General features: G+C 43.0%; 20 protein-coding genes and 1 pseudogene. 8 read left to right on the forward strand and 13 right to left on the reverse strand.

Features of this window, described 5'->3' with window-relative positions:
* Positions 1–170: 170 nt before the first annotated feature.
* Positions 171–1,142: a hypothetical protein gene (locus tag UYC_RS0128660; protein WP_016879094.1), complete on the reverse strand. Its 972-nt coding sequence runs from the start codon at positions 1,140–1,142 to the stop codon at positions 171–173.
* On the reverse strand, positions 1,135–2,325 hold the full coding sequence (hetZ, locus tag UYC_RS0128665) for a heterocyst differentiation protein HetZ (RefSeq protein ID WP_016879093.1): 1,191 nt from the start codon (positions 2,323–2,325) through the stop codon (positions 1,135–1,137). Before hetZ ends, UYC_RS0128660 begins: the two co-directional genes overlap by 8 nt.
* A gap of 202 nt (positions 2,326–2,527) precedes the next feature.
* Between hetZ and UYC_RS0128670 the strand changes: the two genes are divergently transcribed.
* Positions 2,528–3,025, forward strand: a complete 498-nt coding sequence (locus UYC_RS0128670) for a hypothetical protein (protein WP_026087756.1) — start codon at positions 2,528–2,530, stop codon at positions 3,023–3,025.
* A gap of 71 nt (positions 3,026–3,096) precedes the next feature.
* Here the strand turns inward: UYC_RS0128670 and sds are convergent, their stop codons facing one another.
* Complete coding sequence (gene sds, locus UYC_RS0128675) at positions 3,097–4,068, reverse strand: solanesyl diphosphate synthase (RefSeq protein WP_016879091.1); 972 nt, start codon at positions 4,066–4,068, stop codon at positions 3,097–3,099.
* A 1,103-nt stretch (positions 4,069–5,171) separates the two neighbouring features.
* On the opposite strand from sds, the gene UYC_RS39130 reads away from it, so the two are divergent.
* A complete protein-coding gene (locus tag UYC_RS39130) occupies positions 5,172–5,348 on the forward strand; it encodes a hypothetical protein (protein ID WP_016879090.1) in 177 nt (58 codons plus the stop codon).
* A 69-nt stretch (positions 5,349–5,417) separates the two neighbouring features.
* On the opposite strand, the gene murI is transcribed toward UYC_RS39130, so the two are convergent.
* From murI to UYC_RS0128705, 5 genes are all read right to left on the reverse strand, one after another.
* Positions 5,418–6,278, reverse strand: a complete 861-nt coding sequence (gene murI / locus UYC_RS0128685; RefSeq protein ID WP_016879089.1) for a glutamate racemase — start codon at positions 6,276–6,278, stop codon at positions 5,418–5,420.
* 207 nt (positions 6,279–6,485) lie between these two features.
* Complete coding sequence (locus UYC_RS0128690; RefSeq protein WP_016879088.1) at positions 6,486–8,441, reverse strand: N-acetylmuramoyl-L-alanine amidase; 1,956 nt, start codon at positions 8,439–8,441, stop codon at positions 6,486–6,488.
* A 625-nt stretch (positions 8,442–9,066) separates the two neighbouring features.
* Positions 9,067–10,989 (reverse strand): N-acetylmuramoyl-L-alanine amidase, encoded by a 1,923-nt coding sequence (locus UYC_RS0128695; RefSeq protein WP_016879087.1) that lies wholly within the window; start codon positions 10,987–10,989, stop codon positions 9,067–9,069.
* 660 nt (positions 10,990–11,649) lie between these two features.
* Entirely contained in the window at positions 11,650–13,149 is a 1,500-nt protein-coding gene (locus UYC_RS0128700; protein WP_016879086.1) for a cation:proton antiporter, read from the reverse strand.
* 85 nt (positions 13,150–13,234) lie between these two features.
* Complete coding sequence (locus UYC_RS0128705) at positions 13,235–13,642, reverse strand: EVE domain-containing protein (protein WP_016879085.1); 408 nt, start codon at positions 13,640–13,642, stop codon at positions 13,235–13,237.
* A gap of 254 nt (positions 13,643–13,896) precedes the next feature.
* Between UYC_RS0128705 and UYC_RS0128710 the strand changes: the two genes are divergently transcribed.
* Both UYC_RS0128710 and UYC_RS0128715 read left to right on the forward strand, forming a co-directional pair.
* The gene (locus tag UYC_RS0128710; protein ID WP_016879084.1) at positions 13,897–14,646 is read left to right on the forward strand and encodes an SIMPL domain-containing protein; all 750 of its coding nucleotides are present in this window, start codon (positions 13,897–13,899) and stop codon (positions 14,644–14,646) included.
* A gap of 204 nt (positions 14,647–14,850) precedes the next feature.
* On the forward strand, positions 14,851–15,399 hold the full coding sequence (locus tag UYC_RS0128715; RefSeq protein ID WP_016879083.1) for an SgcJ/EcaC family oxidoreductase: 549 nt from the start codon (positions 14,851–14,853) through the stop codon (positions 15,397–15,399).
* Between the two features lie 112 nt (positions 15,400–15,511).
* Here UYC_RS0128715 and UYC_RS0128720 read toward each other — a convergent pair whose 3' ends face one another.
* The gene (locus UYC_RS0128720; protein WP_016879082.1) at positions 15,512–15,874 is read right to left on the reverse strand and encodes a single-stranded DNA-binding protein; all 363 of its coding nucleotides are present in this window, start codon (positions 15,872–15,874) and stop codon (positions 15,512–15,514) included.
* Between the two features lie 573 nt (positions 15,875–16,447).
* Here UYC_RS0128720 and UYC_RS35810 point away from each other — a divergent pair.
* The 4 genes and pseudogenes from UYC_RS35810 (at position 16,448) to ribD (ending at position 20,867) form a co-directional block, all read left to right on the forward strand.
* Positions 16,448–17,456 (forward strand): annotated as a pseudogene (locus UYC_RS35810) (rod shape-determining protein).
* Positions 17,457–17,533: 77 nt separating this feature from the next.
* The gene (gene mreC / locus UYC_RS0128730; RefSeq protein ID WP_016879080.1) at positions 17,534–18,346 is read left to right on the forward strand and encodes a rod shape-determining protein MreC; all 813 of its coding nucleotides are present in this window, start codon (positions 17,534–17,536) and stop codon (positions 18,344–18,346) included.
* Between the two features lie 8 nt (positions 18,347–18,354).
* Positions 18,355–18,999 (forward strand): rod shape-determining protein MreD, encoded by a 645-nt coding sequence (gene mreD / locus UYC_RS0128735; protein WP_016879079.1) that lies wholly within the window; start codon positions 18,355–18,357, stop codon positions 18,997–18,999.
* Between the two features lie 677 nt (positions 19,000–19,676).
* On the forward strand, positions 19,677–20,867 hold the full coding sequence (gene ribD / locus UYC_RS0128740) for a bifunctional diaminohydroxyphosphoribosylaminopyrimidine deaminase/5-amino-6-(5-phosphoribosylamino)uracil reductase RibD (protein ID WP_016879078.1): 1,191 nt from the start codon (positions 19,677–19,679) through the stop codon (positions 20,865–20,867).
* 85 nt (positions 20,868–20,952) lie between these two features.
* Here ribD and UYC_RS0128745 read toward each other — a convergent pair whose 3' ends face one another.
* The 4 genes from UYC_RS0128745 to UYC_RS39135 all read right to left on the reverse strand — a co-directional run bounded on the left by UYC_RS0128745 (position 20,953) and on the right by UYC_RS39135 (position 23,861).
* On the reverse strand, positions 20,953–21,171 hold the full coding sequence (locus tag UYC_RS0128745; RefSeq protein ID WP_016879077.1) for a hypothetical protein: 219 nt from the start codon (positions 21,169–21,171) through the stop codon (positions 20,953–20,955).
* A 403-nt stretch (positions 21,172–21,574) separates the two neighbouring features.
* Entirely contained in the window at positions 21,575–22,201 is a 627-nt protein-coding gene (locus UYC_RS0128750) for an OmpA/MotB family protein (protein WP_235083189.1), read from the reverse strand.
* On the reverse strand, positions 22,179–23,699 hold the full coding sequence (locus UYC_RS0128755) for a hypothetical protein (protein WP_016879075.1): 1,521 nt from the start codon (positions 23,697–23,699) through the stop codon (positions 22,179–22,181). The genes UYC_RS0128750 and UYC_RS0128755 overlap by 23 nt, the downstream gene beginning before the upstream one ends.
* A gap of 15 nt (positions 23,700–23,714) precedes the next feature.
* Positions 23,715–23,861 (reverse strand): hypothetical protein, encoded by a 147-nt coding sequence (locus tag UYC_RS39135; protein ID WP_016879074.1) that lies wholly within the window; start codon positions 23,859–23,861, stop codon positions 23,715–23,717.
* Positions 23,862–23,864: the final 3 nt, after the last annotated feature.

Consider the following 23,864-nt stretch of genomic DNA (forward strand, 5'->3'; position numbering starts at 1 on the left):
ACTACTGATACAGTACTAGCACAATGCGAGTGAGATACACCGTACTCCCTCGCATCAAAAGTTGCTTTTTCATTGCAGCTGTCTGTAGACGCCCTAATAACTATTTTTTTAAAATTGACTCGGTTTCAGAACCAGGATGTCATTTTAGTGCTAGCGATCGCACTTTTAGGCTATGAGGTGGGAATAATCGCAAACGACAATGGCTGTTGATCTATTTCTTTCAACTCTATTGTCAGAGTGTACGTCTGGTTGAGCTGCACGCCACCTAGTTCGACACTCAAGCAACCCGGAGTTGAACTCTCTGCTTTGATTTGCGAGCCATTTCCCTGAATTTTTATTGAACCTTTGGAGGGTAAATCACCTTGAATCCATAGTTTACCTACTTGCCCTTGAAGCTGGTATTCTACCCTCAAGTTCAAAACACCTAAACTAGTTAGCCATTGTCTTGTTAAAGGTTCAGTGCTGGAAACATAGAGAGTTAGACTCTCAAGCAGTTGTTTTGCTGCCAACAAAGACAACAACATCTGTTGGCGTAGCTGCAAGTCTGCATAGTCACCTTCCAAAGGCGGTAACTTTAGTTTTTTGCTACGAGTGGCACCTGTTAACACCACTCCAGCTAGATTGTTCAACGTTTGGAATTCGTTAGGGAAAAAGTTTTCTACAGCCTGAATTAATTTTGGCCCTAACAGCGACGAAGATGTTATCAATGCTTGACATTTATCAAGCAATTGCCGGAAAATACTATCGGGTAAAAGTATTGGCAGATCGAGATTAGACTGTTGTACTGCCCACCCCCAAGTAGGAACTAATACAACAGCTGGCTCGTCTAAATACTCCGGATAGTCCGTTATTTGTGTTTCCCAAGGAAATAAAGGTGGTTGGCTCTCAGTTTGGCATTGGAGCCGACGTTTGAGAACAGCTTGAAAACGTTCTTGCACAGTAGGAATTTCTCCCAATTGAAAGGTCTGGAGCTTCGTTTCCGCCTCTCGATAACTGCTTGCAAGTGCAGTAGTTACTTGGAGAAGGTTTTCTGCTCCGTGGGTGTCCTTACGTTCTATTCTTTTAAAATCTCTTGGGTTGCCAGAATCTGTCAATAACCAAGACAAAAAATAGTGTTGTAAGGATTCTGAGTCACTATTCATGAGTAGAAGCACCCGATCCGGATACTAGGGAGTTACGAATTTCCCAAGCTTGTTCAAGAATTTTAAACCAGCGTTTCTGAAGTTGTGCCATTGACAATCCTAAAGTTTTGGCGATTCTTTCGTCAGGTTGTCCCTGTTGCTTCAGTTCTAATAAACACCGCTGCTTTTCGTCAAGTTGTTCAGTGTATACCTGCCATTGTTGAGGAGTTAAACCCAAGTTGGTGTGCAAATCTGCTTCCAACCACTCATGAACCAACTCCCAACGATGCAATAAGGCAAATCGAATTAAATGATATTTAAAGCGCTGTTGTAAATAGTCTCTTTGACGGGGAGTTAAACCCAAGATAGTCTCAATTTCCTGGGCTGATAAATCTTGGAGTCGAAGAGCAAAATAATCAGCGCAATCATTCTGCTGCCGTTCCTCCAGATAATTCATTAACTCTGTAATTACAACCGATCGCAATGTTTCTTCTTGAGCTTCTGGTTCGGGTTGTGTTGCCATTGCAGTTCGTAATTGCTGCACTGCCGGATCTTCCCAAGAACCATCGGCTTCACTACCACTACCTTCTGCGGCTTGCTCTATGTCTACACAAGTTTCTGGGGGTTGCTGTTGTGAGAACGTTTGCGCTCGGAGGATAATTAATTGCTGCTGACGCCCTGGCAGGGGAATCCGTCGCTTGCCATAGCGCTCGGTAAATGCCATGTACTCTGCTAGTTCCAGCAGCGTCTGAGGACGATAGCTCGCCTCTAGTTGATTCTCTCGCCGAAAAGCGTTTAATGCCTCTAGATAAAAACTTTGTAGAAAATCTTCAATAACTGTCAGTCGCCCCTGATAGCTCAATTGTCTTTGTGGTGGATTGATGTAGCGATAAATAATTGCACTTAAAGTACTGTGTAGTTCTACCCTGCCACGATTTGAACCCAGCTGATAGTACCTCAAACACTGTTGCAGGCGGTGTTTCGCTAGAGCCATTGCCGAGTTCTCTACAGAGCCGGAAGCTTGAATGCGTTTACTTTCATGACAAATTCGGTAAACTTCGGCAGCAATCCGCATCGCTACTGCGCGACAGTTCTGTTGAGAAGCTTTGGTTGACTGCTGAAGTTCTTGAAATAGGAATGGAAATATCGCCTCCACGCCAATAGAAAATTCTCCCTGAATAGTTGTGGTTGCGGCTGATTTCATCATTTCGTGTTTAAAGTGTCCCTAACATAAGCATTTACAACCTGTATGGCTAGGGGTACGGAGTTAGGAGCTTTGCGTGTAAGCTAAACGCAAGTAATCCTAACCTAAGGATGTGGCTGAATTTATTATTCTCAATTATTGTTTGATTGTTTGTACAGCCATTGAAGTTATAGCCAATACCGAAAAGCCGTTACAGGTAATTATGGATTTAGAAGCACAAATTCAACTGTTGATTGAAAATGCACCAAAAGATGGTAGAACACCAAAACTGGTTGCGGCCATTGCCCCCGCTCTCAGTGCGTTTGCTCAAAAGCTAGGCCACTCTAACTACTATATTCTCCAAAACCTGGATCGAGAGTGGGTTGTAACTACCCTGAGCAACCGTGGAAATCCACAACAACAAAAGCGGGTCGTTTATGCTTTTTCTACCTTACAGGATATTCCCGCTTCTTATGGTGCTGGGCTTGACCCTCAGGTAATGGCTACCCCTATGCCTGTCACCCATATTTTGTTTCAATTACTTGCGTTAGAACCCGTAGATAGTATAGTGTTTTTAAATACTGACGTTAACCGTAGTAGTAGCACATCTGACAACAACACAAACGAAATAGAAATCAGGCGCGCTGACTTGCAAAATCTATTAAAACAAGTACTGAACCAAAACCGCAGCCGGACTCAAGTTCCTCCCGATATCGCTTGATTAAATAGAGTTTAGGGACTAATTACTAATTAATAGTATAAATTTTATCCCTAGTCTCTAATCCCTAAACCCTAATAAAGCCGACTCAGCACATAGTCAGCCATGTTAATCAATGCTTGACGTGATTCTGAAGGTGGGAGTACCGTAATATGCTCGACTGCCAACTTAGCATGATGAGCGGCTAAATCTCGTGCCCGTTGGATACCCTGGCTATCATGAATCAACGCCATGGCTTGTTCTAAATCGCCTTGTTGATTAAATTCTCGCTCAATCAGTACTTCTAGGTAAGGCTTTTCTTCTAGCGCAAATAATACTGGCGCTGTCAAATTCCCGCTTTTGAGATCGGAACCTGCTGGTTTACCCAAAGTATCTGTCGAACTAGTGAAATCTAAGATGTCATCAACAATCTGAAACGCTAAACCAAGATGGCGTCCATAATTGTACAAATGTTCGGCTATTTCTGGTGAAACTTCGCTGAGAACACCAGTAGCTTTGGAACTGTTAGCAATAATCGAAGCGCTCTTGTAGTAACTCTTCTTGAGGTAAGTCTCGATTGAAATACTTGTATGAAAGTGATTGAGTGCCTGCTGTGTTTCACCAACAGCATAATCCATAATCACTTCTGACAGTAACTTTACGACTTCCAAATTATCCAAATTGGCTAAGTACCAAGAAGCTTGAGCAAAGAAAAAATCACCTGCTAGTACAGCAACTTTGTTATTAAATAAACTATTAACTGTGGCTACCCCACGCCGCATTGCCGATTCGTCAATGACATCGTCGTGTACTAAGCTTGCGGTGTGAATCAATTCCGTAATTTCGGCTAAACGGCGATGACGGGGTGTAATGTCTTTATCCAGCATGGTTGCCCTTGAAATTAAAAGGACAATTGCTGGCCTAATGCGTTTTCCCCCAGCTCCGAATAGGTGTTCGGCTGCTGCATAGAGGATGGGGTGACGATTCCCAACTAGCTGTTTTAGGTTATCTGCTAGTATTTGCAGGTCTGCTTCCACTGGGTAAAAGAGGGAGGTAGCTGGGGTCATGGATGGGCGGACTATGGCTTAAGTTACGAAAGTTTACATATCCTATAATTATTCTAAGATAACCCTGTGCCAGTGCAAAATTTTCGTCAAGCAATACTTCTGTTTTAACCGTAGCGATCGCCATCAGGCAAAACACAATCACCGCATTCTATATCTAAAGTTAGATTTACTAAGGCAGTAAAAACAGTAGTGAACTTGCCTTAGCAGTCGGTATTAATCAAAAAACTAGATCCTAAGGTGTTAAGCTTGGGAGAATTCAAAGAACTTTCATCAAAATTTGAGAATATATCTCAACACTGGTCGCAATTTTCTCATTTTTTATACTAGTATAATTACGTAGGTACTGTTTTTGTGGCTGATAGTAGCACTCTTTTAACAAAAAATTAATTATTTAGAAAACTCATAAGTAAAACTACCAACAACTCCACAAATACCCATCATTCTTTACCTGTCATTGATTACACATAAAATTTTTGTCAGTAAATTAAAATTTGGAGAATCTGTACGTATTTCTTCAGAAGTTTTTTAATTTCCTAGAAAAGTCACCTGAAAAATCAGGGTTGTTGTGTTACCCTAAAATTGAGGGATTTTAAATTTTTCGGTATTCACCTCTAGATAAATAAAAAAACGCTAAGTGTTTTTGCTTATCTGGTTTGTGATCCTAAATAAATAGTCGCAGGTCAAGCCAAGAAAATTGTTTTATTGGTTGATTCTGCGGTTTGTAATCTTTGTGGTTAGGAGCTACGGGTTTCCCTTAGAGGAAGCAAGGTAATTACACATCTTCAGCGTTCAGAGCGCGTCAGTGTTGCTCCTGCCCAAAAAGTACGCCTTCATTCAAGCAGACTAAGTAGACTGCTAAAGCAGCAAGAAGATTTCTTTAACGTTATCTAACTGCTGTGGTAGACGTAGTCTGCAAAAAATCATAGTAAACATGATGTGTTGAGCGGAGAAAACTAAAATTCTACCGCTACCTTGGTATGTAAATTCAAAGCAACAAAGCCACTACTTTTTTTGTGGCTTTGTTGCTAGTTCTTGCTAATTTTATTCAATTTATATTCTTTTGACAGAGGCACTGGACAAAAATGATTTGCGGGAAGATGCCTATGATGATCTTTATTTTGGCTTCTGGATACTTATTGACAATCTATCTATTGCTAGCATTAGCAAGGCGAACGGGACAAAAAAATGCTTCTGGCAGTGTTACTTTGCCTAGTACAGAAAGTTATACCCAGGAAGCTGCAGTACCACCAAAGGTAACTGAAGTCAGTAGTGTACGCTAGATAATAGTCAATAGTCAAGAGTTCCTAGTTTGATAACTGGGAACTCTTGACATAAACTTAGACTAGTGACTAATTACTAGAAATTGCAGCATCAGAGAAACAGGCTACCTCAACCATAGGAGTACAGCCGAGCCACTGTGCTGAAGACTGAGCAAACTGTTGCGGACAGCCGCTAACAAAGAAGCGGGTGGGCAAAGGCGGGTGAGTATTTCTTAAGCCAAGTAAGTCTAATTCTTGGCTACACGCAACCACCACATGAACAGCTGGATCGACTAATGTGACAGAAGTGGGGAGAAGCGATCGCAACACTGGAGCTAGGTGGGGATAATGAGTGCAGCCATAGACTAAAGTGTCTATTTGTTGCTCTAGTAAAGGTTCTAGGTAGGAACGTGCTACCTCAGTAGTGTAAGGATCGTGAATGCGGTTTTGCTCAATTAACGGCACAAATTCCGGACAGCCGACTTGCCAAACTTGGACTTCAGAATCTATTTCGAGAATAGCACGCTTGTAGGCATTGCTTTTAGCTGTTGCTGGAGTAGCAATGACACCAATACGCTTTCCTTGCTCCACTGCTGCTCTTGCTCCTGGTAGGATCAATCCGAGAATTGGGATGTTAAATTCGTGGCGTATTGTTTCGAGGGCGAGAGCAGAACTAGTGTTGCACGCCATAATGACCATTTTTACCTGTTGCTGTTGCATCCAGCTTAGGATTTCACGAACAAACTGTGTAATTTCCGCTTGGGAACGAATTCCATAGGGAAGTCTGGCTGTATCTCCAAAGTAAATAATTGATTCATTTGGGAGTTGCCGATACATTTGTCGTAATACTGTCAACCCACCCACACCACTATCAAAAATGCCAATTGGGGCACGTTGAGGTTCTTGGGAAAAATCGTATAAATTGCCTTCAAATATAGAGGATGGAATCACAGGTAGCTTTTAATTTGAGAGTTTTGATTTAAGATACAGGATTTTGTAGGGATATGGGTTAGTGGATAGTGATTATTGGTAAACAACCAACTACTGTACGGGCGGGTTTTGTTAATTAACTTTCGGTTCAAACCGATAAATTATCTTCTAAACCCGCCCCTACCAACTACTCCCCGTCTCCTTCATTTAGTAATTTTTACTAAACTTTTACCTTTGTTGTAAGTATTTAATAATACCATGTGCTATTGCTTCTGCCATGCGATTTTGATATTCTGGGTTGCCTAGTCGAGGATTATCCTCTCGACCAGTCATATAACCTGTTTCCACTAAGATTGAAGGCATAGAACTTTTCCTGAGGACGTAAAATCTGGCTTTTCGCGTTCCTCGGTCTTTGAGAGTAGGGATATTTTGGAGAATGGTAGTGCGAACTACTTCAGCTAGACGGTAGCCGCTGTCGTAATAATAAACTTCAAGTCCATTGACATCAGGGCGGTTATCGATGGCGTTTCCATGAATGCTGACAAACAAAGTTGCATTAGCACGCTCTGCTATATCTACTCGTCCTTGAAGTTCTACGAAAAAGTCAGAATTCCGCGTCAAGACAGTTTGAATGCCGTTTTGCTCTAAAACAGCTGCTATTCTTTTACTGATCGGCAAAACAACATCTTTTTCCAGCAAACCACCCAATCCAGGTGCGCCGGAGTCTTTGCCGCCATGCCCAGGATCGACTACTACTACTACTCGCCCTCTGGGTGCTGGGCGAGGCGGTTGTGGCTGGGCGACTGCATCAGGATTGTCTGGATTATTTCCTGAGAGTGGTTGGGGATTTGGTTGTGGTAGGGGTGGGAAAGCGGTAGGGGGTGTTACAGCCCGATTGCGTTGTAAATCAAGGGCGACAAAGCGATCGCCAACTTGGTTAACCTCCCCAATTTGTACTCCTGCTGCGGGTTGTACGTAGACATAAACAGTACGATCATCTTTTTGTTGCAAGCGTACTCGCAGAACAGGACTGTTAGCGTCCATAGTCGGGCCTTTCACTGGTGTAGCCAATTTAGCATTGGGAATGATGATGCGAAAAAGACCAGAGGTTCGATCCCAACCACCGTTAGCTGAGATATTGCGATCGCCTTTAATAATCAATTGTCTGCCAGTAGCACTCAATTCCACACCCTCAATTGTTGTCATCTCAGTGGTTGCTGTGGGAATTGGGTTACTATCTGAGGTGGGACGAGAGCTATTATCCCTAGACAATCTAACTGGATTAGTAGTCGGTGTGGTTCGAGAGCTATTCTCCCTGGACAATCTAAGCGGGTTAGTATTTGGTAAAACTATTAAACCGCCAATAGCGCTTGTACTTGCTCGCCAATCGGGACTATTTTTGTTCAGTTGCATTGTCATGCGGACTGTTGGTGGTGTTGTTTCCAATTCCGTGAATTGAATATTGTTAACACCATAGCGATTGACACTTACATCCCGCTGAGTCAGACGTGGTGATAAAGTTGCACCGGGGATATCAATATTAATATTGCTATTGTCTGGGTTGCGATTTACTTGGACTTTAGGGATAACACCACTGGTGCGAACGAAAAATCCATCTCCTGTGATCCGCAAGTTTTCTATTTGTGTTGCTCCAGTAATGGCACTAGCAACTATTCCTTTATTTACAGTGGTGTTTGAAGCGTCTGCGGTTACCACACTGTAAATATTTCTGGTGGGTGCAGCAGCAACTGGCTCAAGTTCTGGCTTTGGTAATTGTACCTGCCCAACTGGCTCAAGTTCTGGCTTTGGTAATTGTACTCGCCAACGATTGGCAGTTGTCCCCTCAAATTTTACTTGTTTGGGGTCAAGGGTGTAACCGGGAGTCAGTTCAATCACAACCCGCGTAATTTGAGGGTCAAATTGTCCGATCCGCACAGCGCGAATCGCACCACCAACACTCTGAACAAGCTGCGGACGTCCAAACTTGATGCCTGGCAAATCAATTACCAAGCGCGTCGGATTAAAAATCAGTTGTGCAGTCGGTTGAACAGCCCCATCAGTGTTAATTTCTAACTGATTTCGTTCGGCATCAAAACGCCAAGATTGTAGGTTCGCTGCATTAGCAGGCGACGATAACAGGGAGATACTTAAGACAGTACCAGGTATCAACCAGTGTAATTTCACAATGTTTTCTCCTGATTCACATTTATGAGAATCGTTAGTTGGTCAAAGCGTTGACAATTCCTCACACCGTTACCACTGAAACCTTAGCTTTGATGCCGTATACATCGATTTATGCTTTATTCAAGCTTGAAAGTAATAATTAATTAAAGTTACAGCTAATGGCGTCAAATTCTAGCATGACAATCTAATCTTTCGCTGCCGTGATGACAGAAAAAATTGATCCGCTATGAGCAGCAATTTACACTCACAAAGTAATTAAGACTTACGCATTTTACATAAGTACTACACGCGGCTTGGGTATCTCAGCCTTTGTTTGCTATTTCCGGCAACTAATACAACAAATATGCAAGTTGATCGGGGTTGTACGAAAGTGGCTGAAACAACCAAGCTTTATATGCACATTATGGTTAATTTGTACAGATTTTAACTCCTGGAGATAACCAAAATTAACAACAACAGTCAATTCCGTCAACAATATTTAAGGTGGCAAGAAATGGTTTATGTTGCGTAATTTTTGGAAGTACGTGTATCAACATCAAGGCAAGAAATGTAAATACCAATATTTAATTGCTAGAAAAGTAGCGTTGCTTCGGCATAAACACTGAAATTTATGGTACGTGATGAATCATCTTTGTTTGAGATATTGGAGAATGCCACGAGCGATCGCTTCTGCCATTTGATTTTGGTACCACCTAGCTCGCAGCTTGACAATATCCTCCCGACCAGTTAAGTAGCCGGTCTCCACAAGGATAGAAGGCATAGAACTTTTCCGGAGGACATAAAACCTGGCTTTGCGTACACCGCGGTCTCTGACATTAACACTTTTAAGAATGCTATTGTGGACAATGCGAGCTAGCCTATTACCTGTATCGTAATAATACGTCTCCAAGCCATTCACATCCGGACGACTTAAACCTACTGAATTGGCGTGAATACTGACAAAGACATCAGCATTGGCGCGCTCTGCCATCGCGACTCTTCCCGGTAAGGTGACGAAATAGTCAGAACTCCGTGTGAGTACAACTTGCACGCCATTTTGTTGTAGGATTTGCGCCAGCTTTTTACTAATTGGTAGGATGACATCCTTTTCTCGCGTTCCTCCAATCCCGATCGCACCAGAGTCTTTACCGCCATGTCCCGGATCGATCAGGACTACTACTCGCCCATTGACAGCGCGACGTGTGGGTGCAGCAGGGCGGGGTTTTTGTGTAATTTGACCTTCTGATAACGGTCGTGGATTTGGTTGTGGTAGGGGAGGTAAAGCAACCGGAGGTGTAACCCGACTAGGTGTGCGTCCAATCGGAGGAAGAATTCGTCCCGATGAGCGTCGTAATTCTAAAGCCAAAAGTGGGCTGTTCAATCGGTTGAGTTGCCTGATTTGCACTCCTGCTGCAGGCTGAATAAAGATAGCGACAGTATTGGGGTTTTGCTGGCGCAGGCGGATTCGCAGCAGTGGACTACTGTCATTTAAGGAAGGGCCTTTGACTGAAGAAGCGAGGCGAGCATTATTAACAGTAATGCGGTACATGAGCGAGGATCTATCCCAGCCACTACTAGCAGATAAAGAGCGATCGCCTTTAATTAGTAGTTGTGTACCGTTGCCAGTCAACTCCACAGATTCAATTGTAGCTAGCGAATCTGTTTCCAAAGAACGGGAAGGGGTTGGATTAGAGTTTGATTGTTCTTCTTGTGTTGGGACGCGGGAGGTGCGCTCAACACGCAACCTGCTAACTCCGCCACGAGGCAATACTACCAAGCCATTACTACCAGTGGATATTACCCGCCAGTCAGGACTATTCTTGTTCACCCGCATTGTCAGGCGAACAGTGGGCTTTGAAGTATCCAACTGCGTGAGTTGGACATCACTGACACCATACCGATTAATTGGCAGATCGCGGCGCGCTAGATTTGGGGACAAAGCCGCATCAGAGATATCCAGGTAAATATTGGTGCGATCATCGCTGCGTTTGACTTTAACTTCCGGTTTGCCACCACCACTAGTACGGATAAAAAACCCATCTCCCGTGGCTAGGAAGTTCTCAATTTGAGTTGCAGCTTCGAGTGTTTTGGCAGTCGTTTCCCTTCCGCCAGATGGGTTGGGAGATTCCGTAGTTACTACACTGTAAAGATTTCTGGTTGGTGCAGCCGTAACTGGCTCACGTTCTGGCTTTGGTAATTGTACTCGCCAACGACTGGCGGTTATGCCCTCAAATTTTACTTGTTTGGGGTCAAGGGTGTAACCGGGAGTCAGTTCAATCACAACCCGCGTAATCTGAGGGTCAAACTGTCCAATCCGCACAGCGCGAATCGCGCCACCAACACTCTGAACAAGCTGTGGACGTCCAAACTTGATGCCTGGCAAATCAATTACCAAGCGCGTCGGATTAAAAATCAGTTGTGCAGTCGGTTGAACAGCCCCATCAGTGTTAATTTCTAACTGATTTCGTTCGGCATCAAAACGCCAAGATTGTAGGTTCGCTGCATTAGCAGGCGACGATAACAGGGAGATACTTAAGACAGTACCAGGTATCAACCAGTGTATTTTCACAGTGCTTTCTCCTGAGTCGCATTCACGGGAGCAGTTAATCTATAACAAGTGTTGGTAAATCCTCAGGTAGTCACCATCCTACTTTTCGCTTTAATGAGTAAGTTAGCTAGTTTTGTAGCAGACATTGTTGATAACTTCCGTTGTCGTATAGTTAATTTTGCAACCATATTAAAGTTAAAGCTAATGGCGTGCAATTTTAGCATTAATTCTACCGCTCACTTTGCCACAAATGTATGGAAATTTGGTTTGCAGTGAGCATTAGATTACACCAACAAAGAGACAATCAAAATTAACAATAGCAGTCAAATCCATCAAAATAAACTGAATTTACCAAATCATTATTTGATTTGCTTGACTGTGATTTTGAGATTCAATAAGGGATTAAATTGAGCATTTGTTAACTAATGAGGTAAGACTTGTAAACGCTAATTTTTAAGCGCTTGAAAAACCGCAAAAGAAGAGCTGAGGAAATAAATTAGAAATGGTAACAAATAACATTAGTAATATTTGGTAGTAATTAAGAAAATCTCCTCAAAAGCTACAATTACAGGCGACGGAGTACGAAGGATAGAAGTTTCCGAAGGCTATCGAAAGATTCTCAAGAGTTTCAGTAGTTTCAGCACAGACGCTGTTAGCTGCGTCTGTACTTAGGAATTTTATTTATTTGCCCTCCGAAGAACTGGGGTTAGGTTCTGAAGTTTTACCATCATCTGATGTTGACATTTTCGCACCAGGTGATTCTATGGCCAAAGCAGATTGAGAGGAACTATTTAAGACTAGTTGGTCGGAGTCTGCAAGCGCAGTCGTTGGTTCAGGAAATACAAATCGCAACCAGGGAGGGGCTAAAAATGTCGTGAGGATAACCATCATGATAATGGCTGCCTCCAGTGGTTTAGAGAGAATGCCTATGTTTGATCCTATACCAAGAAACACCAATCCTACTTCACCCCGCGGAATCATTCCCACACCAATTGCCAAACGATTAATTTCGGGTTGACCAAACACGCTGAAGCCTGTAACAACTTTACCAAGGATTGCGACTCCGATGAGGAAAGTAGCCATAATTAAACCTTCTCGGTTGCTGGGAATTGCTGGATTTAAAACACCCAAGTCAGTTTTGGCTCCAACAGTAACGAAGAAAATCGGCACTAGCATATCAGCAATGGGAATGATTTGCTTTTGTAGTTCTTTGCGCTTATCTGTTTCTTCCAGAACCAAACCTGCTGCAAAAGCTCCCAAAATCGCTTCTAGCTGAATGACTGAGGCAATATATGCCATCATGAAGGCGAAAATGAATGCTGGTATTATCAGTTCGCCTCGTGTTTTCAATTGATTAACGATCGCGACAAAGCTTTTATTGAAAAGATTACCCAATGCGATCGCACCCACAAGAAAGGCACTAGCGCTAACAATCAAATAAACAACTTTGCCTACATCTACTGCACCATCTTTAGCCAAGCTTGCTACTACTGCTAGGACGATAATTCCCAATACATCGTCAATAACGGCAGCACCAAGAATAATCTGCCCTTCTTTAGAATTTAAACGCCCCAGTTCTGATAGCACCTTAGAAGTGATACCAATACTTGTGGCAGTTAGCGCCGCTCCAGCAAAAATTGCCGGCACTGCTGGGATACCAAACAAAATCATTAATCCTGCTGTGCCAGCAGTAAAGGGTACAACCACCCCTACTACTGCCACAATGGTGGCTTGGATACCCACCGCCATCAAATCTTTTAAGTTCGACTCTAAACCAATTTCAAACAGCAGAATGATTACACCCAGTTCTGCCAAAACGGAAATTACCTCCGACTGGGCTGCAAAAACGGCATCGGCAGCGTCAGGGCTTAAACCGGCAGTGGTTTCCAAAAAAGAAATAATTACAGAACCAGAACTATCTGCCCCTGCTTCGGGAAACACTAACAAATGTAAGAAAGATACACCAACAACTACACCACCCACCAGTTCACCTAATACAGGTGGCAAACCAAAGCGGTTTGATAGCTCTCCTCCAAGTTTGCTAGCTAAATAAATTACTACTAAACTCAGTAGTACCGCTGCCACTACCAGCGAACTATCAGCTGTTTCGGCTGTCGTTGCCAAAAGAGGTAAAGAAAAGTTAGTTGCACCTAAAAACTGCATTGATTCTATAGAAATCATTCCTTCTAATTTACAAGCTGTTGAGCTTCGGCTTTTTGTCCTTTGTCATTTATCCAGCAGTTATCTATCTTTTGTCATATGTCTACTAGTTACCAGACAATTGTAGAAGGCGTTGCCAGTGAAACTCTGACACTGGGACTACAGATAGTCTAGGCAGACGTAGCAAGTCAAAGTTTTCAAAGCTCTTATCTTGCTTAATTTGAGCCAGGGTAACAGGTTGAGGTACTTTTCGCACTGCTCGCAAATCTATAACAACTCGTTTGGCATCATTCAATGCTGGATCGGGATAAGGTTGACTAATTACCTCTGCTATCCCCATAACTTGTCGCTCATTGCCTGTGTGATAAATTAGCACCAGATCGCCAATAGTCATTATACGCAGATGCTTGAGGGCTAGGTTGTTGTTCACTCCATTCCAAACTGTACTACCATCACGCTCTAAGTCTGAATAGGAATACTCGTGTGGTTCAGTTTTCAACAACCAATATGCCATGCTATCCGCTCCAAAAGTTTGGGTGTAAATTTCTAGGTTTCTAAAAATGTAACCGTTCTAGCTACTTGATTTTTAGGTGCCAAATTAGAAACACATTACAGTGTAGGCGCAGATGTAAATATTTCGGCAATCACAGAGATTGTGGAGAAAATCCGCTTGGGCATTGGTTAGTGGTTAATGGTTAATAGCTAATAACAACGAACAATTAGCTATTAACAACCAAATAATTATTTTTTCGAGGAGTGAGATCTCAAATGAATAAAGCTACTCTATCGGGTTCTCGGTTATTGACTAAGAACCTCTGGAAAACTATACCTTTAGCTTTGCTCGTATATGTTACTTTTGCCCAACCTATCTGGGCACAAGAGAAAGAGAAAATGTTTAGAACTTTAACAGTCACTGGGCGTGGAGTAGAATCAATACCTGCAACACTGGCTCAAGTTGTTTTGGGTGTGGAGGTTCAAGCTAAAACAGCGCAAGAGGCACAGCAGGAAGCTGCGCGCAGATCAAAAGCCGTGGTAGCACTACTTAAAAGCCGTAACGTGCAGAAATTACAAACCACAGGCATCACTCTCAATCCAGTTTATAGCTACAAAGATAATGTACAGCGCCTGACTGGTTACGTTGCTACCAATACTGTGAGTTTTCGTATTGCCACTGAGCAAGCTGGCACTTTATTAGACGAAGCCGTCAAAGCAGGTGCCACGCAAATTAGCAGCATTAGTTTTGTCGCCACTGACGAAGCGATCGCTCAAGCTCAAAAACAAGCACTCAAAGAAGCTACCCAAGAAGCACAACAGCAAGCTGATGCGGTTTTTAGCACCCTGGGTTTTCAACGCAAAGAAGTAGTCAGCATTCAAATTAACGGAGCAAGCGCTACACCACCACCGCCACGTCCATTGTTGCGTGCTGAGGCTGGCAAGTTAGCACAAGATGCTTCTACTCCTGTAGAAGGCGGCGAACAAGAAGTAGAAGCATCAGTGACGTTGCAAATCAGTTATTAGTTAGTAGTTAGTAGTAGAGACGCGATTAATCGCGTCTCTACAGTAGTTAGTAGGGGTGGGTTTTGTTGATGATCTTTCAGGTAGTGTGGCGAGGTTGGTTAAAATTACATGACCTTTGCCAAGGGTGGCAGCTTGCTAGAGAAACTTAACAGGAAAAGTATAGACTCGTACATATAAGTAGCAATCCAAGACAAGGAGGCTCTTATGAATTCACAAACAACTCAAAATCGAGCCACCAATCCAGCTGACGAAGCCACCATCCGTGCTTTTCCTCATCAGATGATTGATGCTTGGAATAAGGGCAGCGGTGAAGACTTTGCCGCTCCGTTTGCTGAAAATGCTGATTTCGTCGCGTTCGAGGGAACCCATCTCAAGGGGCGTCAAGAGATCGCCTCGTTCCATCAGCAACTTTTCGACACATCTGTAAAAGGAACACGCCTTGAGGGCGAGGTGAAGTTCGTAAACTTCCTAGATCCACAACTAGCGATAATGCACGCAGTCGCTAGGGTAGCGTTGCCGGGACGAGTGGAGCCTTCACCGTCGCGAAACTCAATGCAGCTATTCGTCGTTATGAAACGCGATGGAGATTGGCGCGTTGAAGGATTACTAAATGCCCGGATGTTGACAATAGAACGGCAATTCTTCTTGGACGACTTTGACTCGCTGCCCGCAGAGGCTCAAAGCCAGGTGACTAACCTCGTTGCATCTCTTAAGCAGCTTCATCCAGTAGAGAAAAAACCAGCATCCACGTAGAACACTGCTGGCGAATTTGGCTACCCGTGTATGCCATCGCGTAGGGTAGGGTGGACGGATCTCCCGGCATAAAGGAGCCAGCGCACTGGCTCCCCTACTAACCACTAACTCATTAAAAATGTTCCGGATTACTATCCATTGTCTCTGCTTCTGTATCCCGCTTAGAGCCGAGCAATTCCAGTTGATCTACCAGAATTACAGGTGTAGAGCGGAGCACACCTGTGTTGCGATCGTTCCAAGATTCAAACTTCAAAGAACCTTTGACGGCAATTTGTTTGCCTTTACGCACATAATCGCCCGCCACCTGCGCAGTTTTTCCCCATAATTCTAAATTGAACCAATCAGTATGATCGCCATCCCTAGTACGGCGATTTACTGCCAGTGTTAACTTACACTTCACACTTCCAGATTCAAAGTATTTGATATCGGGGTCGGTACCTACACGACCTATTAGGGTGACAATATTAATACTCATGTGCGTTTCCTTTCAGTACAGACGTACTTATTTATTCTGAATTTCATCATAGCGAATTCTCAAGCTAGACGCTCATGTGATAAATCACACAATGAGAATATGAAAATCTCTTTTCTCTAGCCCCTAGCACGCCAGTCGCTACCTTCGGAAGTCGCTTCGCGCCTACAAGTCGGCACTAGACGCGTTCGCCGTCAGGCGTTGCGTTAGCTAGCGGCTTCCCGGAGGGTAGCCGCAAGGGCGCGCTGGCTCCCCTAGTCCCTATTTTCAACTTAGAGACTGACTGTTAAATAATAAACAATTATAATTACGTATGGGAATGGTAAAATTTACTCTTTCACAAATACAAAACCATACGGATATACTCCAGTAGTTAAAGAATATAAAAAGGTATAAGCCTGAGATGGGATAAAGATTCTCAAATTAATTTAGTAAAATCACCTACTTTGCTAAACTCAGGTTAAAAAAAGTAGTAGAATCCTGCACGATTCTTTCTCACGGTAGTAGTCAAAAGTATCGAAATAGGGGGCAATAAGACGCGTGGGCCTTTTCAGTAAGTTTTCCTTATCGCGAGATATGGGTATCGACCTCGGTACCGCTAATACCCTCGTTTATGTATCTGGTAAAGGCATTGTTCTCCAAGAACCATCGGTAGTTGCCATCGACCAAAATGAAAAGGTTGCACTGGCAGTGGGAGAAGAAGCCAAAAAAAATGCTCGGCCGAACACCCGAAAATGTGATAGCCCTCCGCCCCTTGCGTGATGGTGTAATCGCAGATTTCGATACAGCCGAGATCATGTTAAAAAGCTTTATTCAGCGTGTAAATGAGGGTAAATCACTGGTATTGCCCCGAATTGTGATTGGTATTCCTAGTGGAGTAACAGGGGTAGAACGACGAGCTGTAATGGATGCTGCTACCCAAGCAGGTGCTAGAGAAGTTTATTTGATTGATGAACCTGTGGCAGCAGCAATTGGAGCAGGTTTACCTGTAGCCGATCCCACTGGCAACATGATTGTTGATATTGGTGGTGGTACTACAGAAGTAGCGGTACTGAGTCTCCAAGGTACGGTACTTAGCGAATCAGTACGCGTGGCTGGAGATGAACTGACAGACTCAATTGTGCAGTACTTGAAGAAAGTTCATAACCTAGTGATTGGGGAGCGCACTGCTGAAGAAATCAAGATTCGCCTCGGTTCGGCCTATCCAACTCACGATGATGATGATGCAATGATGGAAGTCAGAGGCTTACACCTGCTTTCTGGCTTACCACGCACTGTTACCATCAAAGGGCCAGAAATTCGTGAAAGTATGGCAGAACCGCTATCAGTAATTATTGATGCGGTAAAGCGAACTTTGGAACGTACACCACCAGAATTGGCAGCAGATATTATTGACCGAGGTATTATGCTTGCGGGTGGCGGTGCATTGCTTAAAGGAGTGGATACCTTAATTAGTCATGAAACAGGAATTGTAACACACGTAGCTGCCGATCCTTTATGTTGCGTGGTTTTAGGTACAGGGCGCGTGTTAGAAAATTTCAAGCAACTGGAACGAGTTTTCAGTGGTCGTTCCCGCAATATGTAGTCATCATAAGTATTTTTGGATATTGGATTCTATAAAGAATCCAATATTTTTAAGTAAACTAAACATAAAAGGTATATATGTTTACAGTACGTGGTCGGTGGTGGGAGCACAAAGGGTTACAAGTTGGACTAATAGCTCTATTAATCGGTGGTGCTTGGTTAGTTCGACAAACTCAGGGAGCATTGTTATTAGAAATTTACCAAGGCATTAGCCGTCAGTTTCAAATTGTGCAGCCTGGGCAGCCTCCACAAGAACGGATAAAGAATGCCAGAGTTGTGGAACTAGAAACCCGGATAATAGAGTTAGAAAACCAAAATAAAAAGCTCAAAGAGTTATTGAAATATGTCGAGAAAGAGCCTTTGTCATCACGCCCTGTACCGGCGCGGGTGGTAGGGCGTAGTGCTGACAACTGGTGGCAGCAAGCGATCCTCAATCGTGGTAGTCAAGCAGGAATTCAAGAAGGATTCATAGTGAAGGCTGAAGGTGGGTTGGTAGGTTTGGTAGAAAGTGTGACTCCGCATACTAGCCGCGTGCTATTAATCAGCGATCTCAAGAGTAAAGTTGGTGTAAATGTTAGCCGCACTGGAGCTAAGGGAGTTTTGCGGGGTGATTTGTCGGCAGATGCAGTACTGGAGTTTTATGAGAAAGTTCCAAATGCCAAACCTGGAGATGTAATTGTGACATCCACTTATAGTCAAAAGTTTCCATCTGGATTGCCAGTAGGACGAATTAAGTCCTTGGATGTAAAGAAACTTCCGGCATCTGTGGCGAAAGTGGAACTGTTTCCATCGATACGTTCTTTAGATTGGGTAAGTGTATATCCTAAGCCGGAAAGCGAACAACTGGACAGTTCTTCATCAGCAAATCAACAGTCACGAAAATTGAATTAGTAAGAAAAATGAAAATTCCTGCATTTCGAGGTAGCAGGCAGAAAAAGCCAAAATTGCGATTCTCCAAAGGAGGCACTGGGCGATCGCAAAAATCAATAGTTTCCATCAAACCCCTGTCTCGTTGGCATCCCAACCTCCGACAGCTGGTAAATTGGACTGTAATTTTTGGCTCTGCACTCTTGTGTTTACTGATGCTACCCACCCGCTTTATCGGTATGGAATTATTAGGAATAGGGCCGAACTGGCTATTAATTTGGGTAGTAGCTTGGAGTGTTAAGCGTACAATTTTTCAAGGGGCATTAGCAGGTATAGTTTTGGGGCTACTTCAAGATGCCATGACATCACCCGATCCTACTCATGTTTTAAGTCTTGGGATTGTGGGATTTCTGACGGCAATGCTGAAAAAACAGCGTTTTATCCAAGAAGACTTTATTTCGATTGCTTTAATTGTCTTCGGGATGGCAGTATTAGCAGAAACTATCTTTGCCTGGCAATTAACTTTAATGGGCGATCGCAATTCAGTACATATTTGGACTTATTATCAAAAGGTTGCTCTTGCTTCTGCTATTGTTAGTAGCCTCTGGGCACCTGTGGTTTACTTTCCCCTCAATCGTTGGTGGCAACGACTGAAATTAGCACAGCAACAATCTTAAACTTGTTGTTAATAGTCTAATAATGTGTGTATTTTTATACTTTAATTTTTAGCCTAGATGATAGATAGTACTGATTTTATTCAGTACTAATTTTTTCTGGAATTTTGGCAACCTTTGGCAAGATGGATTAAAGCTAGATTTAAAAGGCTGGGAGCTAAATGTTAATGGTTAGTGGTTAGTGGATAGTGGCTAGGAAAAGAAGCCAGCGCTCTTGGTAGGGGAGGCAGTCCGGTGGTGAGCCAGCACTGCGGGAGGGTTTCCCTCCGCAGGTGACTGGCGTAGACACGAAGTGGCTTCTGAAAGTAAGGGTTCCCCGGCATAAAGGAGCCAGCGCGTTGGGCGGCTTCCCCGCGTTGTAGCGACTGGCGTCAAGTGGCGTCAACTGGCGTCGGGTTAAGCGCGTTGTAGCGACTGGCGTCAACTGCCGTTTTCCCTCCGCTGTAGACGCAAAGCGGCTACCGCAGGTGCGAACTGTCCGTCAACAAGGATTCTTCTTACAGTTCCCCTACTGTACGGGCGGGTTTAGAAGATAAATCATCGGTTTTAGCTGAAAGATAATCAACGAAACCCGCACGCCAGGTGCTACAAGTCGGCGGAGCCGCCCATCGCACTGGCTCCCCTACTAACTACTAACTACCAACTATTCCCTAATCCTTAATCCTGTATCGCCAAAAATTATGGATAATTCTCCAGTGGTTGCTCAAGCAGATGTATCCCTATCCAATTCGCTTTTAGTTAGTTTGACAGCAAAATCGGATTCACAACTACAACAGAAGGTGGGAACCGACTTTGATCGAGCGATGATGCAGCGGTGTTTAGAACTTGCTCGTCGTGCTTTAGGACGTACTTCCCCAAATCCCCTGGTAGGGGCGGTGGTTGTCAAAGATGGAGAAATTGTTGGTGAAGGATTTCATCCTCGTGCAGGTGAACCGCACGCAGAAGTTTTTGCCCTCAAAGCAGCAGGTGCAAATGCTCGTGGAGCGACTGTCTATGTAAATCTCGAACCTTGCAATCATTATGGACGTACTCCTCCGTGTTCGGAAGCTTTGATTGCTGCGGGAGTAGCAAAAGTAGTGGTGGGTATGGTTGATCCCAATCCACTGGTAGCTGGTGGAGGTATTGCCCGCTTACGTGCAGTTGGTATAGAAGTATTAGTTGGAGTCGAAGAAGCAGACTGTCGCAAGCTGAATGAAGGTTTTATCCATCGCATTCTCTACAAACGACCGTTGGGAATTTTGAAATATGCTATGACCTTAGATGGCAAAATTGCTACTACTAATGGCCATAGTGCTTGGGTTACTAATCAAGAAGCTCGTAGCGTTGTGCATCAAATGCGTGCTGCTTGCGATGCTGTCATTGTCGGTGGAAATACGGTTAGACTTGATAATCCGCGTTTAACAAGTCATCAGCAGGAAGCACATAACCCGTTGCGAGTGGTGATGAGCCGTAGCCTTAACTTGCCAGAAGAAGCTAACCTGTGGCAAACAAAAGAGGCTCCGACTTTAGTGTTAACAGAAGTGGGAGCAAATCCTATTTTTCGTGAACAATTGCTTAAACAAGGAGTAGAGGTAGTCGAATTATCGCCACTCACACCAGAGCGAGCAATGGCTTATTTATATGAGCGAGGTTTTTGTAGTGTGCTGTGGGAGTGTGGTGGTACCTTAGCAGCTAGTGCGATCGCTCAAGGAGCAGTGCAAAAAGTTTTAGCATTCATTGCTCCAAAAATTATTGGTGGCAGTAACGCTCCTACACCCGTAGGTGACTTGGGTTTTACTACTATGACTGAAGCTTTGTCTTTGGAAAGCGTACAGGTGCGTGTGGTGGGTGCAGATTGTTTAATCGAAGGTTATTTACCTTTAAGACAATAATTTATGGTCAACGGTCAATAGTCAATAGTTTTGTTTTTGGACTGTAAACTATTGACTATGAACCAATCGCCTGTATTTTTTGTTGTCATAAGTACTGACGTTCGTGAGCAATATCACGGATGAGGGATAACCGAGATTGAATGTACATACAAAGAAAATCGGTTTCTTGACAATCCAGTAAAGCTTGTTTTGTAGTTTGTTTAACCAACCACTGTACCAAGCTAGCATCATCCAATTGCAACAGCGTCTTTGTTTGGGCAGTTTCAACTATAGACCAAAGCTGACGCATAATAGTGGGAGTCATCAGACCTCCATATAATCATCTCCGTTGTTTTCAGGATACACAATTTAGTTTCAGGCTTCCGGCATTAACGTACAACCTGAAATAAGTGTTATTAAAAACTTAATAAACGGATCTATAACTTGATGAAGATTAATAATAGTAATATTGCAGCGCTTCTGTAACAGAAATTAATCTAATTAGAAGGCAGATGGCAAAAGGCAGAGGGCAGAAGGGAAGAAAGTTTTTTCATTCGTTATCACTGTAAGCAGTTCATGAAAGCTACTTAATTTATAGCTAAATATATATTGAATTATTACGGTTTTTTTTGTATCTGTAAATTCCTAAAGGCGATCGCCTAATTCTGGTAACTAGCACACAGAAGAATAAAACCGCTCCAGTCACAAAGAACACGAAGAAATAGAGCTTAGAGAGGTGTACGAAACTGAAAGCGGAAAAGTACCTTGCGATCGCTAGGGTTATCAAAGCCCTGTTCTGCTTCTATTTCGCCACGTCCAGCTGCTAAAATTTTTTTGCTTAAATGGGTTTTGGTGGGAAAATTCATTTCATCAAATATATATTTGGTAACTGATGCCGACCGTTGTAAGCTCAGTTCTAAATTTGTTTTATAATCTCCTTGTGAACTAGTATGTCCTTCTATAACAACGCGACTAACTTCTTTTTCAAATTCAGGTTTAGAGAAAATTACATCACTATAAATAGGAATGAAACGGCGCAGAAATTCCTTGCCCTCTGGCTTGATTTCGGCACTGCCTTGAGAAAAAAGAATTGATTCTCTAATGCTTACATCTCCAGTTTCTGAATTAACTTTGACATCAATATTGTTGCTTTTCATTTGCCCAATCACATTACCTATTACTACCCGTTTTGGTTCATCTCTTTGGATAATTACGGTAATAAAAAGCAACACAAAAAACATCAATAAGCCAGACATCAAATCACCAATAGATAGATAAGTGCTTGCATCGTCATCTTCGGTGGTTTCTGATTCAATTGTGCCTCTGGTGAAATCATTCATGATGCTTTTTCCCATTGCTGATCTCACTATTCGTTCTTGCTGCAACCAAAAATTCAGCATTTCCTAAAGTAGTAAGAAGATGTTCGCTAGCCTCGTTCATTAATCCAGAAGCTTGATTGCCTATAGTTTTGAGAATGTGAGTTTGATGTTCAAAGTCTGCATTTGCTTGATTAAGTATTTCAATAATCCCAGTCTTAGTATCTTCAAGCATTTGTTGTTGTATTTCTGACTGTAGTTTCAGTGCTGTTTCAAGTTCTGCTCGAATTCCTTGAAAAATAGTTGCTGCTTGATTTGCACTTGCTTCAAAGGCTGCGCGCTGGGCTGTCATTCCTTGAATGCTTTGTTCAACTGCGTGATTAATATCCTGGGCTGTTAGTTGTAACACGCCCTTTGTTTCAGTTTGAAATTGTTGCAAAGTTTGCTTGAGACTGGCTGCAAAATCTTGCAAGCTCATTAAAGTATCTTGTTGAAAGTTTTGAATTATGCCAATGGAATTTGCCAAACTTTGGGAGATACCGCCTAATTCTTGGTGAAGAGTCTGCACAGCCTCGGAAGCTTGTTGTGTTAACTCTGCACTTTTGTCTAATTTATTGGCAATTGGTTCGAGTACCTCAACTCGTAAATCTCGGATAAGCTCTTCTAAAACCCTCTGTCTCTGATTTTCTTGGTGTTCTAGCAGTTTTTGTTGTTCTTGGAAGATAGTTTTTAGCTCTGGTAGGATAAGCGATCGCATCTGCTCATCTACAGATAAAAATTGGTTTAGCCCGCCAAATGTCTCTGCTATGCTTTTACCTACAGCTTGACCAATTGCATCAGCACTGGGTAGATTTAAGTCGCTTAAGTTTTGTGCTAAACGCTTAAATTCTGCTGCTGCTTTACCAATCTCGTTGTCGCCTGTCTTAAGAAAAGCGATCGCATTCAAACTTTTACGTAAACTATGACGCCGTTTCTGCCGTAGTGAATCGCACACGAATAACACTAAGGTAAACAAGCTACCACAGCCAAGCCCCATCAAAGAAGTGGAGAAAGCTGTTTTCATTCCCGCTAATAGCTGCTTAATGGCAGGCAATAGTTGCTCAAAGCTTGTTGTATCCAGATTTATTCCTTGCAGTCCTTCCTGAATACCGTAAAATGTTCCCAAAACACCAATTGCAGTACATAAGCTTGTGACAAAGCGTAGGGAACTACGAGGTACTGGACGTGCTAAAACTTCTGGGTACTCTATAAGTACAAACTTGCTATTTTGTTGCCGAAGTCGGCTTGAATCATCGGTTCCTAAATGCTCCTTTAACCAGCAACTAATCTGATTTGGAGGTTGGGAAAGTGGGGCATTTTTATTTCTTTGCAATTTCCTCAAAAACTTAATTGCGGCTTCTGTTGTGCCGCACTCTGAATACCAATAGTTCAATAGCGTGTAAACTTCTACTATGACTGCAAAAATCAATACTGCGGCAGTTGCCCAATGAAATGGCTCATTCTGCCAAATGATATTCCAAATTTGTGCTAATCCCACACTGCACCCCTGATATTAGCTAGCGATCGCATTTTTCAAATCTTTTAATATCTTTACTTCTCCAAATAGTTCACTAGCTGCCTTCCATGCCCGATTGACAGCTTTAATCTCACAAACGAGCTGCTCAATAGATGGGCACCACAGTTCCTTAATTTCACCCATTTA

It is taken from the genome of Chlorogloeopsis fritschii PCC 6912 (assembly GCF_000317285.1).
Classification (GTDB): Bacteria; Cyanobacteriota; Cyanobacteriia; order Cyanobacteriales; family Nostocaceae; genus Chlorogloeopsis; species Chlorogloeopsis fritschii.

Bases quoted from the DNA above. Each gene is read 5' to 3' on its own strand.
- UYC_RS0128660 (WP_016879094.1), bottom strand. From the start codon at position 1,142: ATGAATAGTGACTCAGAATCCTTACAACACTATTTTTTGTCTTGGTTA.
- hetZ (WP_016879093.1), bottom strand. From the start codon at position 2,325: ATGAAATCAGCCGCAACCACAACTATTCAGGGAGAATTTTCTATTGGC.
- UYC_RS0128670 (WP_026087756.1), top strand. From the start codon at position 2,528: ATGGATTTAGAAGCACAAATTCAACTGTTGATTGAAAATGCACCAAAA.
- sds (WP_016879091.1), bottom strand. From the start codon at position 4,068: ATGACCCCAGCTACCTCCCTCTTTTACCCAGTGGAAGCAGACCTGCAA.
- UYC_RS39130 (WP_016879090.1), top strand. From the start codon at position 5,172: ATGATGATCTTTATTTTGGCTTCTGGATACTTATTGACAATCTATCTA.
- UYC_RS0128700 (WP_016879086.1), bottom strand. From the start codon at position 13,149: ATGATTTCTATAGAATCAATGCAGTTTTTAGGTGCAACTAACTTTTCT.
- UYC_RS0128705 (WP_016879085.1), bottom strand. From the start codon at position 13,642: ATGGCATATTGGTTGTTGAAAACTGAACCACACGAGTATTCCTATTCA.
- UYC_RS0128710 (WP_016879084.1), top strand. From the start codon at position 13,897: ATGAATAAAGCTACTCTATCGGGTTCTCGGTTATTGACTAAGAACCTC.
- UYC_RS0128715 (WP_016879083.1), top strand. From the start codon at position 14,851: ATGAATTCACAAACAACTCAAAATCGAGCCACCAATCCAGCTGACGAA.
- UYC_RS0128720 (WP_016879082.1), bottom strand. From the start codon at position 15,874: ATGAGTATTAATATTGTCACCCTAATAGGTCGTGTAGGTACCGACCCC.
- mreC (WP_016879080.1), top strand. From the start codon at position 17,534: ATGTTTACAGTACGTGGTCGGTGGTGGGAGCACAAAGGGTTACAAGTT.
- mreD (WP_016879079.1), top strand. From the start codon at position 18,355: ATGAAAATTCCTGCATTTCGAGGTAGCAGGCAGAAAAAGCCAAAATTG.
- ribD (WP_016879078.1), top strand. From the start codon at position 19,677: ATGGATAATTCTCCAGTGGTTGCTCAAGCAGATGTATCCCTATCCAAT.
- UYC_RS0128745 (WP_016879077.1), bottom strand. From the start codon at position 21,171: ATGACTCCCACTATTATGCGTCAGCTTTGGTCTATAGTTGAAACTGCC.
- UYC_RS0128750 (WP_235083189.1), bottom strand. From the start codon at position 22,201: ATGGGAAAAAGCATCATGAATGATTTCACCAGAGGCACAATTGAATCA.
- UYC_RS39135 (WP_016879074.1), bottom strand. From the start codon at position 23,861: ATGGGTGAAATTAAGGAACTGTGGTGCCCATCTATTGAGCAGCTCGTT.